Origin of the sequence: Streptomyces sp. NEAU-W12 (assembly GCF_026242095.1) — a bacterium.
Lineage (GTDB): Bacteria > Actinomycetota > Actinomycetes > Streptomycetales > Streptomycetaceae > Streptomyces.
In genome coordinates, this window is sequence record NZ_JAPJDM010000012.1 from 16,550 (window position 1) to 31,788 (window position 15,239).

Annotated in this window: 13 protein-coding genes and 1 other RNA gene; 10 read left to right on the plus strand and 4 right to left on the minus strand. The window is 72.7% G+C overall.

What is annotated here, in order from left to right; translation table 11 throughout:
- Nucleotides 1-65 precede the first annotated feature (65 nt).
- Nucleotides 66-743: a hypothetical protein gene (locus ORI94_RS16630; RefSeq protein WP_266076046.1), complete on the plus strand. Its 678-nt coding sequence runs from the start codon at nucleotides 66-68 to the stop codon at nucleotides 741-743.
- A 104-nt stretch (nucleotides 744-847) separates the two neighbouring features.
- On the opposite strand, the gene ORI94_RS16635 is transcribed toward ORI94_RS16630, so the two are convergent.
- A complete protein-coding gene (locus ORI94_RS16635) occupies nucleotides 848-1,039 on the minus strand; it encodes a hypothetical protein (protein WP_042173206.1) in 192 nt (63 codons plus the stop codon).
- A gap of 285 nt (nucleotides 1,040-1,324) precedes the next feature.
- On the opposite strand from ORI94_RS16635, the gene ftsE reads away from it, so the two are divergent.
- The 5 genes from ftsE to ssrA all read left to right on the plus strand — a co-directional run bounded on the left by ftsE (nucleotide 1,325) and on the right by ssrA (nucleotide 5,335).
- Nucleotides 1,325-2,014, plus strand: a complete 690-nt coding sequence (gene ftsE, locus ORI94_RS16640; RefSeq protein ID WP_042173209.1) for a cell division ATP-binding protein FtsE — start codon at nucleotides 1,325-1,327, stop codon at nucleotides 2,012-2,014.
- A 29-nt stretch (nucleotides 2,015-2,043) separates the two neighbouring features.
- On the plus strand, nucleotides 2,044-2,961 hold the full coding sequence (gene ftsX, locus ORI94_RS16645; protein WP_042173211.1) for a permease-like cell division protein FtsX: 918 nt from the start codon (nucleotides 2,044-2,046) through the stop codon (nucleotides 2,959-2,961).
- A 68-nt stretch (nucleotides 2,962-3,029) separates the two neighbouring features.
- Nucleotides 3,030-4,193: a S41 family peptidase gene (locus ORI94_RS16650; RefSeq protein WP_266076049.1), complete on the plus strand. Its 1,164-nt coding sequence runs from the start codon at nucleotides 3,030-3,032 to the stop codon at nucleotides 4,191-4,193.
- Nucleotides 4,194-4,265: 72 nt separating this feature from the next.
- Nucleotides 4,266-4,745: an SsrA-binding protein SmpB gene (smpB, locus tag ORI94_RS16655; protein WP_042173215.1), complete on the plus strand. Its 480-nt coding sequence runs from the start codon at nucleotides 4,266-4,268 to the stop codon at nucleotides 4,743-4,745.
- 186 nt (nucleotides 4,746-4,931) lie between these two features.
- Nucleotides 4,932-5,335: a transfer-messenger RNA gene (gene ssrA, locus ORI94_RS16660) on the plus strand.
- 113 nt (nucleotides 5,336-5,448) lie between these two features.
- On the opposite strand, the gene ORI94_RS16665 is transcribed toward ssrA, so the two are convergent.
- Both ORI94_RS16665 and ORI94_RS16670 read right to left on the minus strand, forming a co-directional pair.
- A complete protein-coding gene (locus ORI94_RS16665) occupies nucleotides 5,449-6,450 on the minus strand; it encodes a LacI family DNA-binding transcriptional regulator (RefSeq protein WP_266076052.1) in 1,002 nt (333 codons plus the stop codon).
- A gap of 97 nt (nucleotides 6,451-6,547) precedes the next feature.
- The gene (locus tag ORI94_RS16670) at nucleotides 6,548-7,957 is read right to left on the minus strand and encodes an MFS transporter (RefSeq protein ID WP_266076054.1); all 1,410 of its coding nucleotides are present in this window, start codon (nucleotides 7,955-7,957) and stop codon (nucleotides 6,548-6,550) included.
- Between the two features lie 83 nt (nucleotides 7,958-8,040).
- Between ORI94_RS16670 and ORI94_RS16675 the strand changes: the two genes are divergently transcribed.
- The 4 genes from ORI94_RS16675 (at nucleotide 8,041) to ORI94_RS16690 (ending at nucleotide 14,256) form a co-directional block, all read left to right on the plus strand.
- Nucleotides 8,041-9,009: a LysR family transcriptional regulator gene (locus ORI94_RS16675; RefSeq protein ID WP_266076056.1), complete on the plus strand. Its 969-nt coding sequence runs from the start codon at nucleotides 8,041-8,043 to the stop codon at nucleotides 9,007-9,009.
- Between the two features lie 212 nt (nucleotides 9,010-9,221).
- Nucleotides 9,222-10,724 (plus strand): hypothetical protein, encoded by a 1,503-nt coding sequence (locus ORI94_RS16680; protein ID WP_266076058.1) that lies wholly within the window; start codon nucleotides 9,222-9,224, stop codon nucleotides 10,722-10,724.
- Nucleotides 10,724-12,922, plus strand: a complete 2,199-nt coding sequence (locus tag ORI94_RS16685; protein WP_266076060.1) for a polysaccharide deacetylase family protein — start codon at nucleotides 10,724-10,726, stop codon at nucleotides 12,920-12,922. The genes ORI94_RS16680 and ORI94_RS16685 overlap by 1 nt, the downstream gene beginning before the upstream one ends.
- Nucleotides 12,919-14,256: an acyltransferase family protein gene (locus ORI94_RS16690; RefSeq protein ID WP_266076062.1), complete on the plus strand. Its 1,338-nt coding sequence runs from the start codon at nucleotides 12,919-12,921 to the stop codon at nucleotides 14,254-14,256. The genes ORI94_RS16685 and ORI94_RS16690 overlap by 4 nt, the downstream gene beginning before the upstream one ends.
- A gap of 166 nt (nucleotides 14,257-14,422) precedes the next feature.
- Here the strand turns inward: ORI94_RS16690 and ORI94_RS16695 are convergent, their stop codons facing one another.
- Complete coding sequence (locus ORI94_RS16695) at nucleotides 14,423-14,908, minus strand: DUF6083 domain-containing protein (protein WP_266076064.1); 486 nt, start codon at nucleotides 14,906-14,908, stop codon at nucleotides 14,423-14,425.
- Between the last annotated feature and the right edge of the window lie 331 nt (nucleotides 14,909-15,239).

Genomic DNA, 15,239 nt, shown 5'->3' on the forward strand with positions numbered 1-15,239 from the left:
GGCCCTGTTGATCACGGCCCCGAGCGCGGCCTCACTGACGATGAGCTACTGGGGGTAGCAACCACATGACCAAGAAGACGCGCATCCGCGTCGCACGGATCGCGGCCGGTGCCGTGATCGCGGCCGGCGCCTCGCTGACCGCCGCCGGCGCGGCCTCCGCCCTCGACATAGGCGTGAGCGCCGGCCTCGGGGACGAGGGTGCCAACGTCGGTGTCAACCTCGAGGTCGGCGACGGCGACTCGGACGACGAGCCGACGGACCCGCCCACCACCATCCCGGAGGACCCCGAGGAGCCCGTCGAGCCGGAGGAGCCCGTCGAGCCGGAGGAGCCCGTCGAGCCCGAGGAGCCCGTCGAGCCGGAGGAGCCCGTCGAGCCGGAGGAGCCCGTCGAGCCCGAGGAGCCCGTCGAGCCGGAGGAGCCCGTCGAGCCGACCGAGGAGCCGACCACCCCGGGTGGTGGCGGCAACGGTGACGGCAAGGGGAACGGCAACGGCAACGGCGGCAACGCCGCCGACCCGGCCGGCGGTTCCGGCCCCTCCACCCAGGAAGAGGGCTCCTCGGCCCTCACCGACACGGGCGACGAGCCCGCCACGTCGGCCCAGGGCAGTGGCGAGGAGCTCGCCGAGACCGGTGCCGCCGAGATGACCTTCCTGGTCATCGGCGCCGCCACGATGATCGCCGGTGGCATCGGCTTCCGTGTGCTGCCGCGGCTCGCGGGCAACCGCTCGGGTGCCGCTGCCTGAAGGTGACGGCGCGCGTACGCACCGTACGCACGGCAGGGCAGAGGTCGAGGGGCCCGGAGCGGCGCGTGCGCTCCGGGCCCCTCGGCCGTCCGTGCCGTGTGCCGTCAGGCGGTCTGGTGGGCGAGCAGCGCCACCGCCGCGACCAGTACCACCAGCAGCGCGATCAGTGCCGTCGGGTTCAGGCCCGCGAAGAAGTTCACCTGCTGCAGCCGCTCACGGTTCGCGCGGCACACCGGGCACCGGCCCTCGTTCACGGGTGCGGCGCAGTTGGCGCACACCAGCCGGTCGTACGTCATGCGCTCGCCCTCCTCGCGCCGGTTCCGGTCAGTACAACGCCCGCGACGACGCGAACGTTCCCCGTCCCACTGTGCCAGGTTCCGCGGGAATCGGCGCGGCCCCCCGTGTCCTGCCCCGCCCCGGCCCCGTCCCGCCCGCCCTCCGCCGGCGCTTCCCGCGCACCGGCGGGTGTACATCCGGCATATAGCGCGCAAGTGTCGCGCAACCCCGGCCGGTGACTGCGGGCGGCCTTCCGCTTCGCGTAAGGTCACGCACATCTACCCCCGGCGACCCGTGGTGCACCAGTGATCCGATTCGACAACGTCTCCAAGGCCTACCCCAAACAGAACCGTCCAGCCCTCCGGGATGTCACCCTGGAGGTCGAGAAGGGCGAGTTCGTGTTCCTCGTGGGGTCCTCGGGCTCCGGCAAGTCCACCTTCCTGCGGCTGATCCTCCGCGAGGAGCGGGCCAGCCACGGGCAGGTGCACGTCCTGGGCAAGGACCTCGCGCGCGTCTCCAACTGGAAGGTGCCGCAGGTCCGGCGCCAGCTGGGGACGGTGTTCCAGGACTTCCGGCTGCTGCCGAACAAGACGGTCGCCGAGAACGTGGCCTTCGCGCAGGAGGTCATCGGCAAGTCCCGCGGCGAGATCCGCAAGTCCGTGCCGCAGGTGCTCGACCTCGTGGGGCTCGGCGGCAAGGAGGACCGGATGCCCGGTGAGCTCTCCGGCGGTGAGCAGCAGCGCGTCGCCATCGCGCGGGCCTTCGTCAACCGGCCCAAGCTGCTCATCTGCGACGAGCCCACCGGCAACCTCGACCCGCAGACCTCGGTGGGCATCATGAAGCTGCTCGACCGGATCAATCGGACGGGCACCACCGTGGTGATGGCGACGCACGACCAGAACATCGTGGACCAGATGCGCAAGCGCGTCATCGAGCTGGAGAAGGGCCGCCTCGTCCGTGACCAGGCACGCGGCGTCTACGGCTACCAGCACTGACGAGGAACGGAAAGGCTTAACCCCACGCCATGCGCGCCCAGTTCGTTCTGTCGGAGATCGGTGTCGGTCTCCGCCGCAACCTGACGATGACCTTCGCCGTCGTCGTCTCCGTCGCCCTGTCGCTCGCCCTGTTCGGTGCCTCGCTCTTGATGAGCGACCAGGTCACCAGCATGAAGGGCTACTGGTACGACAAGGTCAACGTCTCCATCTTCCTGTGCAACAAGAGTGACGCCGAGTCCGACCCCAACTGCGCCAAGGGGGCGGTGACCGAGGACCAGAAGGGGCAGATCAAGGGCGACCTGGAGAAGATGTCGGTCGTCGACTCGGTCACCTACGAGTCCCAGGACGCGGCGTACAAGCACTACAAGGAGCAGTTCGGCGACTCCCCGCTGGCCAGCTCCCTCACGCCGGACCAGATGCAGGAGTCGTACCGCATCAAGCTCAAGGACCCGGAGAAGTACGAGGTCGTCGCGACCGCCTTCGACGGGCGGGACGGGGTGCAGTCCGTGCAGGACCAGAAGGGCATCCTGGACAACCTCTTCGGGCTGCTGAACGGCATGAACTGGGCCGCCCGCGCGGTGATGGCCCTCATGCTGGTCGTCGCCCTCATGCTGATCGTCAACACGGTGCGTGTCTCGGCGTTCAGCCGTCGGCGTGAGACCGGGATCATGCGGCTGGTGGGTGCCTCGGGCTTCTACATCCAGGCGCCGTTCATCGCCGAGGCCGCGGTCGCCGGACTCATCGGCGGCACCCTCGCCTGCGGATTCCTGCTGGTCGGCCGGTACTTCATCATCGACAACGGACTGGCGCTGTCGGAGAAGCTGAACCTGATCAACTTCATCGGCTGGGACGCGGTGCTGACGAAGCTTCCGCTGATCCTCGCCACCAGTCTGCTGATGCCGGCCCTGGCCGCTTTCTTCGCGCTGCGCAAGTACCTGAAGGTGTGACTCTTGCCAAGAGGGGGCGTACGGGCAACCAACCGTGCGCCCCTTCGCGCTGTCCTAGACTCACCGGCATGTCAGGTCGTGCCCTGTTCTGCGAGCCCCGTCGGATCCGCCGAGGGGGCGCCCTGACCTTGGTGTTCGCCGGTGTGCTCGTGGCCGGCGCGGCCACCGGCAACCTGCCCGCGCCCACCGACCGGAAGTCCGCCGCCGGCAGTACCCCGTCGGCCGCGCCCGTCGGCCGTCACGCCGAGGTCGCCGAGGCGGCCGAGGAGGCCATGGCCGCGGGCACGTCCCCCGTGGAGGCCGCACGGCGCGCCGTCAGCCGCAGCGGGGACCGGTGGGGCGCCGTCTACTCCCCGGGCGAGTACGAGGAGTTCGAGGACACCCTCGACGGCAGCTACACCGGCGTCGGCCTGTGGGCCCGGGAGCGGTCCGGCCGCATCGAGGTGACCGGGGTGGGCGGCGGCACCCCCGCGGCCGACGCCGGCATCCGTGCGGGCGACCTGCTGCGCAGCGTCGACGGCACGCCGGTCGACGGACGGCCCGTCACCGAGGTGGTCTCCTTATTGCGCGGTGACGACACGGAGGAATCCGCCGGCACCACCGTCCGCCTCGGCCTGGAGCGCGGCACGCGCGCGTGGAGCGAGACCCTGCGCAGGGCCAGGCTCTCCCGCGACACCGTCACCGTCGACGAACTCCCCGGCGGGACCACCGTCGTCAAGGTCGGCGCCTTCACCAAGGGCTCCGGCGACGAGGTCCGGGCCGCCGTGCGCCGGGCCCCGGCCGACGCGGGCATCGTCCTCGACCTGCGCGGCAACTCCGGCGGCCTGGTCGCCGAGGCGGTCACCGCGGCCTCCGCCTTCCTCGACGGCGGCCTGGTCGCCACGTACGACGTCGAGGGCGAGCAGCGCGCCCTGCACGCCGAGCCCGGCGGAGACACCGGCAGACCCCTGGTCGCGCTCGTCGACGGCGGGACGATGAGCGCGGCCGAACTGCTCACCGGCGCCCTCCAGGACCGCGGACGGGCGGTCGTCGTGGGCTCCCGCACCTTCGGCAAGGGCGCGGTGCAGATGCCCGGCAGGCTGCCCGACGGCTCGGTCGCCGAACTGACCGTGGGCCACTACCGGACCCCGTCCGGCCGGGGCGTCGACGGCCGGGGCATCACCCCCGACCTGGAGGCCGAGGAGCAGGCCGTCGAACGGGCGGGCACGGTCCTCGCCGGACTCGGCCGGTAGCACGGCCGGTGGCACGGCTGTCGGAATCGGCTTTCCGCCGACCCCCTCCGTAGTGCCAAAATGGGCTGCACTATGGCTAAGGAAAAAGGGCGCAAGCTGATCGCGCAGAACAAGAAGGCGCGGCACGACTACCTCATCATCGACACCTACGAGGCCGGCCTGGTCCTCACCGGGACCGAGGTGAAGTCGCTGCGCCAGGGCAGGGCGTCGCTGGCGGACGGCTTCGTCCAGCTGGACGGCAACGAGGCGTGGCTGCACAACGTGCACGTCCCCGAGTACAGCCAGGGCACCTGGACCAACCACAGCGCGCGGCGCAAGCGCAAGCTGCTGCTGCATCGTGAGGAGATCGACAAGCTGGAGTCCAAGTCCCAGGAGACGGGACACACCATCGTGCCGCTCGCCCTGTACTTCAAGGACGGCCGCGCGAAGGTGGAGATCGCGCTGGCGAAGGGCAAGAAGGAGTACGACAAGCGCCAGACGCTCCGTGAGAAGCAGGACCGGCGCGAGACCGAGCGGGCGATCTCGGCGGTCCGCCGCAAGCAGCGGGCGTAGGGCGGTCCGCCGCAAGCAGCGGGCGTAGGGCGGACCCCGGGCAGGGAGGGCCTGCCCGAACGGCCTCCGGGCCGGCGGCGGAGGCCTCGGAGCGGCCGCGCGGGAATACGCTGGCACCGACCCGCGTTGGTCACGTACGATGGGGATCGCACCTCACAGCGGGTGCACACCTTGAGAAATGAACATGGGGATGATCGGTTTCGACAGCGGCTGTCGAAGCAGGGGAAGCGTGTCGAGGAAGCGGCCATGATCTCGTAAACCACAGGCCGAAAAAAATAATCGCCAATTCCAAGCGATCCATCTCCCAGGGCGAGCTCGCCCTCGCTGCCTGATCTTCAGGTAGCGAGCAGCGGCTCCCCTACCAAAGGGAGTGTCAGCCCGGGGGTGTTCCCGACCCGGATCCTGGCATCATTCAGGGAACTAAACCTTGATCCCGGTCACGGGGTGAAGAGGGAAACCTAACAGTGACTGAGCCCGTCGGAGACTTGTCCGCGTGATCTCCGGGGCTGAGAAAAGCACAGCGGACTGCACACGGAGAAGCCCTGATTCCGCACCGTTGGACGCGGGTTCGATTCCCGCCATCTCCACTTACCCCATGTGGGCACAGGCCCCGTCGCATCAGCGGCGGGGCCTGTGCCATGCGCTCACGCAGCGTGTCACGCGGCCGCGCAAAGGGGCTCGGCCGGGTGGCACGCCGGGCGGGTCACGCCGGACGCGGCCCCGTGCTGGCGCGCTCGGTCAGGCGGGGCGGCAGCAGTGTGGCCTGCGGTACGGGGGCGCCGGACAGTTTCCGTACCAGCAGGTGCACCGCGCGGGTGCCCAGCTCGGCGGACGGCACGGTGACCGACGTGAGCGGGACACGGGCCGAGGCGGCGACCGGCGCCGGGCAGACGGCGGTGAGGGAGAGGTCGTCGGGGACGCGCACCCCGAGTTCCGCGAAGGCGTCGATCAGCGGGTCGAGCAGCGGCTCGTTGTGCACCACCACCCCGGTCAGCGCGGGCTGCTCGCGCAGCAGCCGCTCGGCGATCGCGCGGGCCGCGTCCCGGCCCGGCGCGCACGGGTGCACCGCGGAGGCGATCCGGTGCCGGTCCGCCGCGGCCGTGAAGCCCTGCACGAGCCGGCGGGCGAACGCCGTCCGCCGGACGTACACCTCCGGCGGCGAGCCGACCAGCGCCACCGTCCGGTGCCCGAGCCGCACCAGATGGTCCACGCACAGCTCACCCGCCGCACCGAAGTCCAGGTCCACACAGGTCAGCCCGTCCGGTTCGGCCGGGACGCCGATCAGCACGGACGGCAGGGGCAGCGTGCGCAGTAACGGCAGCCGGGGATCCTGGAGCTGTACGTCCATCACCACCAGCCCGTCCGCCAGCCCCGTCTCCGCCACCCGCCGGACGCCCTCCACGCCCTCCCCCTGGGTGAGCAGCAGTACGTCGTGGTCGTGGGCGCGGGCGGCGGTGACCACCGACACCGCGAACTGCGTCACCACCGGCACGTGGACACCGGAACGCACCGGCACCGCCAGCGCCAACACCCGCGATCCGGCCCCGCCCGCGCCACGGGCGTGCGTGCGGTAGCCCAGCTCGTGGACGGCGGCCTGGACGCGGCGCCGGGTCTCGTCGGAGATCGGCCGCTTGCCGCTGAGCGCGTACGACACCGTGCTGGGGGAGACCCCGGCGCGCCGGGCCACGTCCGTGATCTTCACCATCGGGGGTCCTCGTCGGGGTCCGTGTCGGGGTCCGCACTGAAAACGGAATCTGTCGAAGCGCTTCGACCGGTGAAGGTATGTGCGGGCCGTGGGGCCGTCAATGGGGTGCGCGGGAATCGGTGGAGCGGTTCGACGGCCCGAACCGCGGACCGGGGCGAACGGTGCCGAAAGGGCTGAACGGGCGGGGCCCCGACGGGCCGAGCAGGACGAGGGCGGTCAGCAGGGCCGTCGCGGCCGCCGCCACCGGGACCCCGTACCCGGCCGCCGCCGAGACGTGTTCCACCGTCCAGCCGCCGGCCGCGCTGCCGCAGGCGATCCCGCCGAGCAGGCCGGTCACCGCGAGGGTCATGCCCTCGTTCAGCCGGCCCTCGGGGGTGCAGCGCTGGACCAGGGTCATCGCCGTGACCATCGTCGGCGCCGTGGCCATCCCGGCCGGCAGGAGCGTGCCCGCCAGCAGGACGAGCGAGCCGCTGAGGGAGGCCGCGAGCAGCGGCAGCACCATCAGGGCGGTCATCGCCGCCAGGCACCACGGCAGCCGGGACCACGCGGACCCCGCCGGGCGCGTCGCCCCGTACGCGAGCCCCGCCGCGAAGGAGCCGGCCGCCTGGAGGGCGAGCACCGCGCCGGCCGCCGGGCGGTGCCCCCGGGCGTCCGCGAACGCGATCGTGACGACCTCCATCGCGCCGAACACCGCGCCGGTCGCGAGACAGACGACGAGCAGCGGACGCATCCCGGGCGCCCGGAAGGGGGCCCGGCCGCCCGGCGTGCGGCCGGTGGCCGGCGGCTCGGTGGAGCGCTGGGCGGTGAACAGCGTCACGCCCGTCAGCAGCAGCACCGCCCCCGCCAGCGTGCCCGCCTCCGGGAAGAGCGCCGTGCAGAGGAAGGCCGCGAGCACCGGCCCGAGCATGTAGCACAGCTCGTCCGCGGCCTGCTCGAAGGAGTTCGCGGTGTGCAGCGCCCCGGCGGCCCCGGTGCGGCCCTTCAGCAGGTGCGCCCAGCGGGCCCGGGACATCCCGCCGGTGTTCGGCGTCGTGGCGGTGGCGGCGTGGGCGGCGAACAGGGTCCAGTCCGGGGTGCCGTGGCGCACGCAGAGCAGCAGCGCGAGAGAGCCGAGCACGGCGAACACCGTGGCGGGCAGGGCGACACGGGCCTGCCCGTGCCGGTCGACCAGCCGCGCGATCCAGGGGGCGGCCACCGCGGTCACCGCGAGCCCGGTCGCGACGACCGCGCCGGCCAGGGCGTACGAACCCCGTGTCACGGCGATCATCATGACCGCGCTCACGCTGAACATGCCCATCGGCAGCCGGGCGACAAGGTTCCAGGCCGTGAACGCGCGGGCGCCGGGCAGCGCGAAGAGGCTGCGGTACGGGCTCCGCCGCCGGGCGCGGCCGTCGTCCTCTCGGCCCCGCGGCGAGAAGTCGACGGCGACCAGGGTGTCGGCGGTGACCGTGAACAGAGGGGTGTCCCGGGAGGCCGAAGGGCGCCTGTGGAAGGTCGGTTGCGGCATGGCCCCACCGTCGCCCGGGCCCGCGGTGCCGGTCCAACACCTTCCCGGTACCGATTCACGCACCCGCATTGTAGGTTCACGGGGTGCCCGCTCCCGCCCACCTCAACCCCCGGCTCCTGCGCGCCTTCGTCACCGTCGCCGAGGAACTGCACTTCACCCGCGCCGCGATGCGCCTCTACGTCGCCCAGCAGGCGCTGAGCCGCGACGTGCGGCGGCTGGAACGGGAGCTGGGCAGCGAACTGTTCGTACGGACCACCCGGCAGGTGGCGCTCACCCCCGACGGCGAACGCCTGCTGCCGTACGCCCGCCGGGCCCTGGCCGCGCAGGACGACCTGCTCGCCGCCGCCGGACAGGCCCGGCCGCTGCTGGTGGACCTCAACTCCCCGGGACTGGCCACCGGGCGCCGGGTCCTGCACCGGGCCCGCGAACTCACCCCCGGTCACGAGCTGATGGCCCGCTACGAGAGCGGACTGACCTGGGCCGCCGGCGAGTTGACCGCGGGGCGGCTCGACGCGTCGTTCGGGCGGTTCGCGGGGCTCCCCGAGGCGCTGAAGGCCGGGCTCGACCAGCAGCCCGTACGCTACGAGCCGATGGCGGTGATCCTTCCCGAGGGCCACCGGCTGGCCGCCCTGGACCGGGTGCCGCTCGACGCGCTGGCCGGCGAGACCGTGTACGCCGGGGCGGGCAATCCGCGCACGCCCGAGTGGACCGACCTCGCGAGGCTGCTGTTCGAGGGGAGGGGCATCGACGTCGCGCCGCCCGCGCCCCTGGCCGTCGGTGAGGAGGAGTTCCAGCGGCTCATGGCCCGTACCGGGCATCCGGTCCTCGCCGTGGTGGACTTCCCGCCGCTGCCTTCGATGGTGCTGCGCCCGCTGGTCGACCCCGTTCCGCTGTCCCCTGTGTCACTGGTGTGGCGAAAAGGGCTGATTCATCCCGCTCTGGAGGGACTTCGTGGTGCGGCGTCCGGAATCGCCGCAGAAGAGGGCTGGTTGCGACGGCCCGCGAAGGGGTGGGTTTCGGACAGGGATCTCGATGTCATGAGTTCTCCGTGATGTCTCATGGATGTCTCGTGCCTGTCCGCGATGTCTCACGTCTGGCACGAATCCACACCCGGGGAACACGGGACCCCCGCGTACGCTACATTCGATGCTCGAGCACAGTGTGATAAACGGGACGCTCGGAGCGGGCGGGGGACCATGTCCGGCGGCGCGCGCCCAGGCCGCACGCGCACCCGGAACAGTCCCGTGGGGGAAAGAGCGTGCGCGTGGAGAAGTGGCGAGAAAACGCCCAACCTGAACGGTCCGAGGCCGAAGCCGCCCCGACCGGGGACGCCCGGCCCGCCCCCGGCGGTTCTGTCACCGACCGGGGGACATGGTTCTCCCGGGACGTGCCCGGCCGCACCGCCCGTGCCGCCGGGGCGGACGACGCCACCGCGGTGAAGAGAACCCCCGGCACATCCCACGCGGCCGGCCCGGACGTCCGGGCCGACCTGGAGCACCGGGTCGCCCCGGACGACGCGAAGGCCAGGACGACCACGATGAGCGCAACGCCCCCGCCGGGCGGCACGAGCAGGATGCCCGCGCAGCGCGGGCCGGAGCGGGCCGCCCCGACGCACCCGAGGGCCTTCGAGGACCCCGAAGAGACCAGGGCGCTGCGCATCAGGCCCCGCACTCCTGCCGAGGGGGCAGGTGGGTTCGACCGGACCGACAGGTTCGAGAGGCCCGGGGCGCCCTTCTCCGCCCGTACCACCCCCGCGCCCCCCTCCACCGGGAACACCGGCTTCACCGCGCGCCTCTCCACCCAGGTCCCCGCGTCGCCCCGGCCGCCCCGCACCCCCCTGCGCGACCCCTGGCAGGAGGGAGCCGAGGCGACCGCGCCCGCCCCCGCCGCGCCCGCACCCACCAGGCCGGTGCCCGCGGTCGGGGACACCGCCGTAGCCGCATCCGTAGCCGCATCCGTAGTCGCGGACGCCAGTGCGACCGAGCACACCCACGACCCGCACGAGGTGACGGTCCAGCTCGACGCCGTGCAGTTCGGCGACGGCGTGCTGCGGGCGACGCCGGGCAGGCACCGCAGCGGTGCGGGCCACGACGCCGGGGACGGCCCCGTGTTCGTCGACGAGACGGGCCGCCGCAGCCGCCTCTACCGCCGGATCGGCCTGGCCGTCGGCCTGGCCTGCGCCGGGTACGCCGCCGTGATCGTCGCCACGCTGATGTCCGGCAACTCCACCGCCCCCTGGATGCCCGTGCCCGGCCAGGAGCAGGAGCAGCCCGCCGGGAAGGTCGAGACCTCGCCGCGGCCCGCCGAGCCGGACGCGTCGCCCAGTGCCGACCCGCCCCCGGGCACCGGACCGACCGCGGGTGACCCCGACGCCCCCGCCTCCCCCGCCGCCGGCGTCCCCGCGGGCGGCGTGGCGACCGCCGGGGCCGAGTCCGGCGAGGCCGCCGAGCCGTCGTCGACGCCGACCGGGACCGCCCCGGAACCGGGCACCGGCACCGGCGGCTCCGCCACGACCGAGCCGGCCGATCCCCCGGCCGAGACGGAAACCGCCGATCCGCCGGCCTCGTCCGGCGGCACCGGCACCGGCACCGGCACCGATCCGGACACTCCCCCCGCCGGGGAGGGCCCCGGCGACGAGGAGCCCGCGGGCACCGACACGGTCGCCCAGGCGCCCCAGGCCCCGCCGGCCGTGGCCGCCGAGGACTCCGCCACACAGCCCGACCCGTCCCCCGACCCCGCCGCACCGTCCCCGGAGCACGCTCTCTGATGGCCTCCCACTCCCGCCGCCCCGGGCCCGCGACCAGAGCCCGAGGCGGCTCCCGGCGTCGCCGTCTGCCCCTGCGCCTGCTGCTTCCGCTGCTCGTCCTCGTCGCCCTGTCGGCGATGCTCATGCTGCGCGGGTACACGCACAGCGAGATCCTCGCCGACCACCGCGTCCAGCCGCCCGCCGCCACCGACCGGGTGCCGGAGAAGATCCTGGAGGGCGGCCCGGTCATCGACGCCCGGGAGGGGCGCGCCGAGACCCTGAGCGTGCCCGACCGCCGGCTGGTCCTCACCTTCGACGACGGCCCGGACCCGGTCTGGACGCCGCGCGTGCTGGACGTGCTGAAGAAGCACGACGCGCACGCGGTCTTCTTCGTCACCGGCACCATGGCCTCCCGCCACCCGGACCTCGTCCAGCGCATGGTCGACGAGGGGCACGAGCTCGGCCTGCACACGTTCAACCACCCCGACCTCTCCCTCCAGTCCAGGGAGCGCATCGACTGGGAGCTGTCGCAGAACCAGCTGGCGCTCACCGGCGCGGCCGGGGTGCGCACCTCGCTCTTCCGCCCGCCGTACTCCTCCTTCTCCGCCGCCATGGACAACAAGTCCTGGCCGGTCACCGAGTACATCGGCAGCCTCGGGTACATCACCGTCGTCAACAACACCGACAGCGAGGACTGGCAGCGGCCCGGCGTCGACGAGATCATCCGCCGCGCCACGCCCGAGAACGGCGAGGGCGCCATCGTCCTGATGCACGACTCCGGCGGCGACCGCAGCCAGACCGTCGCGGCGCTGGACCGGTTCCTGCCCGACCTGAAGGAGCAGGGCTACGAGTTCGCCAACCTCACCGAGGCCCTGGACGCGCCCGGCGCGATGACCCCGGTGACCGGCGCCGAGCTGTGGAAGGGCAAGGCGTGGATCTTCCTGGTCCAGGCCTCCGAGAAGATCACCGGCGGCCTGGTGGTGGGCCTGGCGGTCATCGGCACCCTGGTCATCGCCCGCTTCGTGCTGATGCTCCTGCTCTCCGGCATCCACGCCCGCCGGGTCCGCCGCAAGGGCTTCCGCTGGGGTCCGCCGGTCACCGAACCGGTGACGGTGCTGGTCCCGGCCTACAACGAGGCCAAGTGCATCGAGAACACCGTCCGTTCCCTGATGGACAGCGACCACCCCGTCGAGGTCCTGGTCATCGACGACGGTTCCAGCGACGGCACGGCCCGCATCGTCGAGGCCATGGGCCTGCCCAACGTCCGGGTGATCCGCCAGCTCAACGCGGGCAAACCGGCCGCCCTCAACCGGGGCCTGGCCAACGCCCGGTACGACATCGTCGTGATGATGGACGGCGACACGGTCTTCGAGCCGTCCACCGTCCGCGAACTCGTCCAGCCCTTCGGCGACCCGGGGGTGGGAGCCGTGGCGGGCAACGCGAAGGTCGGCAACAAGGACAGCCTCATCGGCGCCTGGCAGCACATCGAGTACGTGATGGGCTTCAACCTGGACCGCCGCATGTACGACGTCCTCGGCTGCATGCCGACGATCCCGGGCGCCGTCGGCGCCTTCCGCCGCTCGGCACTGGTCCCGATCGGCGGCATGAGCGACGACACGCTCGCCGAGGACACCGACGTCACCATGGCGCTGCACCGCGCCGGCTGGCGCGTGGTCTACGCGGAGAACGCCCGCGCCTGGACCGAGGCCCCGGAGACGGTCCAGCAGCTGTGGTCCCAGCGCTACCGCTGGTCGTACGGCACCATGCAGGCCATCTGGAAGCACCGCCGCGCCGTGATCGACAAGGGGCCCTCGGGCCGCTTCGGCCGCGTGGGCCTGCCCTTCGTCTCCCTGTTCATGATCGTGGCCCCGTTGCTGGCCCCCCTGATCGACGTCTTCCTGCTCTACGGCCTCGTCTTCGGCCCGACCGAGAAGACGATCACGGCGTGGCTGGGTGTCCTGGCCGTCCAGGCGGTCTGCGCGGCCTTCGCCTTCCGGCTCGACCGCGAACGCATGACCCACCTGATCTCGCTGCCGCTGCAGCAGCTCCTCTACCGCCAGCTCATGTACGTCGTGCTGCTCCAGTCCTGGATCACCGCGCTCACCGGCGGCCGCCTGCGCTGGCAGAAGCTGCGGCGCACCGGCGTCGTCGAGGCGCCCGGCGGCTCGGTGCCGCGCCAGAACGCGCGGACCGACGACGATCGGAGGCCCGTGGCATGACCCACGGCTACACGACCGGTACGGGTCAGGTGCCGGAGCCGGCCGGCCCGTACGGAACCCCGTACGCGGGAGACGCGAACGGCGCCCCGGAAACGCCGCTGGCGGTCCCGCGACAGCGCACGACCGCGTCCGCACCCGTACCGGACCCCGCCGCCCCGGCGGCCCCCGCGAAGCCCGGCCGTGACCGGTATCTCGACCTGCTGCGCTCCCTCGCCCTGGTCCGCGTGGTGGTCTACCACCTGTTCGGCTGGGCCTGGCTGACGGTGCTGTTCCCGTCGATGGGCGTGATGTTCGCGCTGGCGGGGTCGCTGATGGCGCGTTCGCTGAAGCGTCCTGCGGGGAGCGTGATCCGCAGCCGGGTCCGCCGTCTCCTGCCACCGCTGTGGGCGTTCGCCGCGGTCGTGCTGGTGATGATGTTCGCGGGCGGCTGGAACCCGGCCGAGGACCCGGACCACGGTGACACCTGGGGCCTGATCGGGCTGTTCCACTACATCGTCCCGATCGGCGCCCCGCCCTACCCGTGGCATCTCGGCTCCCCGGGCGGCCTCCTGGACGAGACCTGGGCGGTGCAGGCGGCGGGGCCGCTGTGGTACCTGCGCGCCTATCTGTGGTTCGTGATCGCCTCGCCGCTGCTGCTGTGGGCGTTCCGCCGGGCCCCCTGGCCGACCCTGCTCGCACCGCTGGGCCTGACGGCGGTCGTCGGCACCGGCCTGGTGACCATCCCCGGTGAAACGGGCAACGCGGTCACCGACTTCGCGGTCTACGGCGGTTGCTGGGTGCTGGGCTTCGCCCACCACGAAGGCATGCTGCAGCGGATCCCGCGGTACGTCTCGGTCTCCTGCGCGTCGCTGGTGATGGCCTTCGGCCTGTGGTGGGCGTCGAACCACCTGGGCCCCGACGGCTGGGACCTCAACGACATTCCGCTGGCCCAGGCGGCCTGGTCGTTCGGGTTCGTCGTGATCCTGCTCCAGTACTCCCCGTCGTGGCGGGAACTCCCCGGCCGCCTGGCGCAGTGGGACAAGCTGGTGACCCTCTCCAACAACCGGGCGGTCACCATCTACCTGTGGCACAACATGCTGATCATGGCGACCGTCCCGGTCATCGACCTGCTGTACCGGCTCCCGTTCCTGCAGAGCGAGCGCGGGGCGGATGCCATCACCAGCACGTACACCCTCTGGATGTTCGCCCTGATCTGGCCGCTCATCGGCCTGACGGTGCTCGCGGTCGGTTGGGTCGAGGACCTCGCGGCGAAGCGGAGGCCCCGCCTGTGGCCGAACGGCGCGAAGCGCTCCGCCGAAAAGGGACCCGGCCGCCGCGCCGCCCGCCGGGGCTGACGACGCCCCTCTTCTCGGAACTCCGCCTTCTTCGGCGACAGCGTTGGCGAGGGCGGCGGGCATGCGGTCCAGGTCGGCGCAGGTCTCGTCGAAGAGGTGCCGGCAGCCCGTTCGGTGTTCCGGTCGGGTCCGACGGCTCGGGTGGAAACAGAGATGTCCGCGGTGGTCAGCCCGCGTCGGGCAGCGCCTCCGGGAAACCCTGCTCACCCGCCTTCCGCCGTGCCCGCTCCGTGTTGAACCGCCGGACCGTCTCCAACCACCGCCACGGGCGGATCTCGTCCAGGGCCAGGCCGGGACAGGCGAGCTGGTGTGGGATGCGGCAGGTGGCGCCGGGCAGGGGTTCGTCCAGGCCGCCGTTCCAGGCGGTGCCGTCGGTGTCGAGGTGCCAGCGGTGTCCGCCGGGCACGAGGTGGGCGGGCAGGGTGAAGCCGGGCTCGAGGAGGACGTGCTGACCGGTGTAGGTGCGGCGGCGTTCGCCGGTCAGGCCGCAGTGGGGGCAGAAGGGCGGGCGGGGCGGTTCAGGGCCGGTGGCGCCGTCCAGGGCGGCCTGGGCGCGGTCGATGTTCTCCCACGGTCGTACGGTGGCGGGTGCGTGGCGGTGGGCGTCGGGGCCGGGTGGCGCAACGATGGCCGGTTCGTTTGTTTCCCTCATGGGTGTGAGCGTGGGGGCGGCCGTCGGTGCGGGGTAGGGCGCGATTCGGGCGTAACGGGAGCATGAGGGCGGGGCGCGTGGGCGCGGGGCGCGACTCCTGAGGCGATGGGGGACCACGAGGTGTCGTGGTGGCGTGGCCGGTCCTTGGCGTGGTCGTCCAGCCGCTTGTACATCCCCGCCCCGTTCGGCGGGTCCCGCGAGGACTCCGCCCGCTCGCTCCGGCCGACACCGGTTCCGGGCGTGGACTGCGCCTCGTTCAGGAGTGCGCCGACTCCTGGGGAGGGTGGGCCCTCGACGGCAGCGTGCTGGGGTGTGGGGCCGGGAAGCTGCT

Bases quoted from the DNA above. Each gene is read 5' to 3' on its own strand.
- ORI94_RS16665 (WP_266076052.1), bottom strand. From the start codon at position 6,450: ATGGTGAAGATCACGGACGTGGCCCGGCGCGCCGGGGTCTCCCCCAGC.
- smpB (WP_042173215.1), top strand. From the start codon at position 4,266: ATGGCTAAGGAAAAAGGGCGCAAGCTGATCGCGCAGAACAAGAAGGCG.
- ORI94_RS16695 (WP_266076064.1), bottom strand. From the start codon at position 14,908: ATGAGGGAAACAAACGAACCGGCCATCGTTGCGCCACCCGGCCCCGAC.
- ORI94_RS16650 (WP_266076049.1), top strand. From the start codon at position 3,030: ATGTCAGGTCGTGCCCTGTTCTGCGAGCCCCGTCGGATCCGCCGAGGG.
- ORI94_RS16670 (WP_266076054.1), bottom strand. From the start codon at position 7,957: ATGCCGCAACCGACCTTCCACAGGCGCCCTTCGGCCTCCCGGGACACC.
- ORI94_RS16690 (WP_266076062.1), top strand. From the start codon at position 12,919: ATGACCCACGGCTACACGACCGGTACGGGTCAGGTGCCGGAGCCGGCC.
- ftsX (WP_042173211.1), top strand. From the start codon at position 2,044: ATGCGCGCCCAGTTCGTTCTGTCGGAGATCGGTGTCGGTCTCCGCCGC.
- ORI94_RS16685 (WP_266076060.1), top strand. From the start codon at position 10,724: ATGGCCTCCCACTCCCGCCGCCCCGGGCCCGCGACCAGAGCCCGAGGC.
- ORI94_RS16635 (WP_042173206.1), bottom strand. From the start codon at position 1,039: ATGACGTACGACCGGCTGGTGTGCGCCAACTGCGCCGCACCCGTGAAC.
- ORI94_RS16630 (WP_266076046.1), top strand. From the start codon at position 66: ATGACCAAGAAGACGCGCATCCGCGTCGCACGGATCGCGGCCGGTGCC.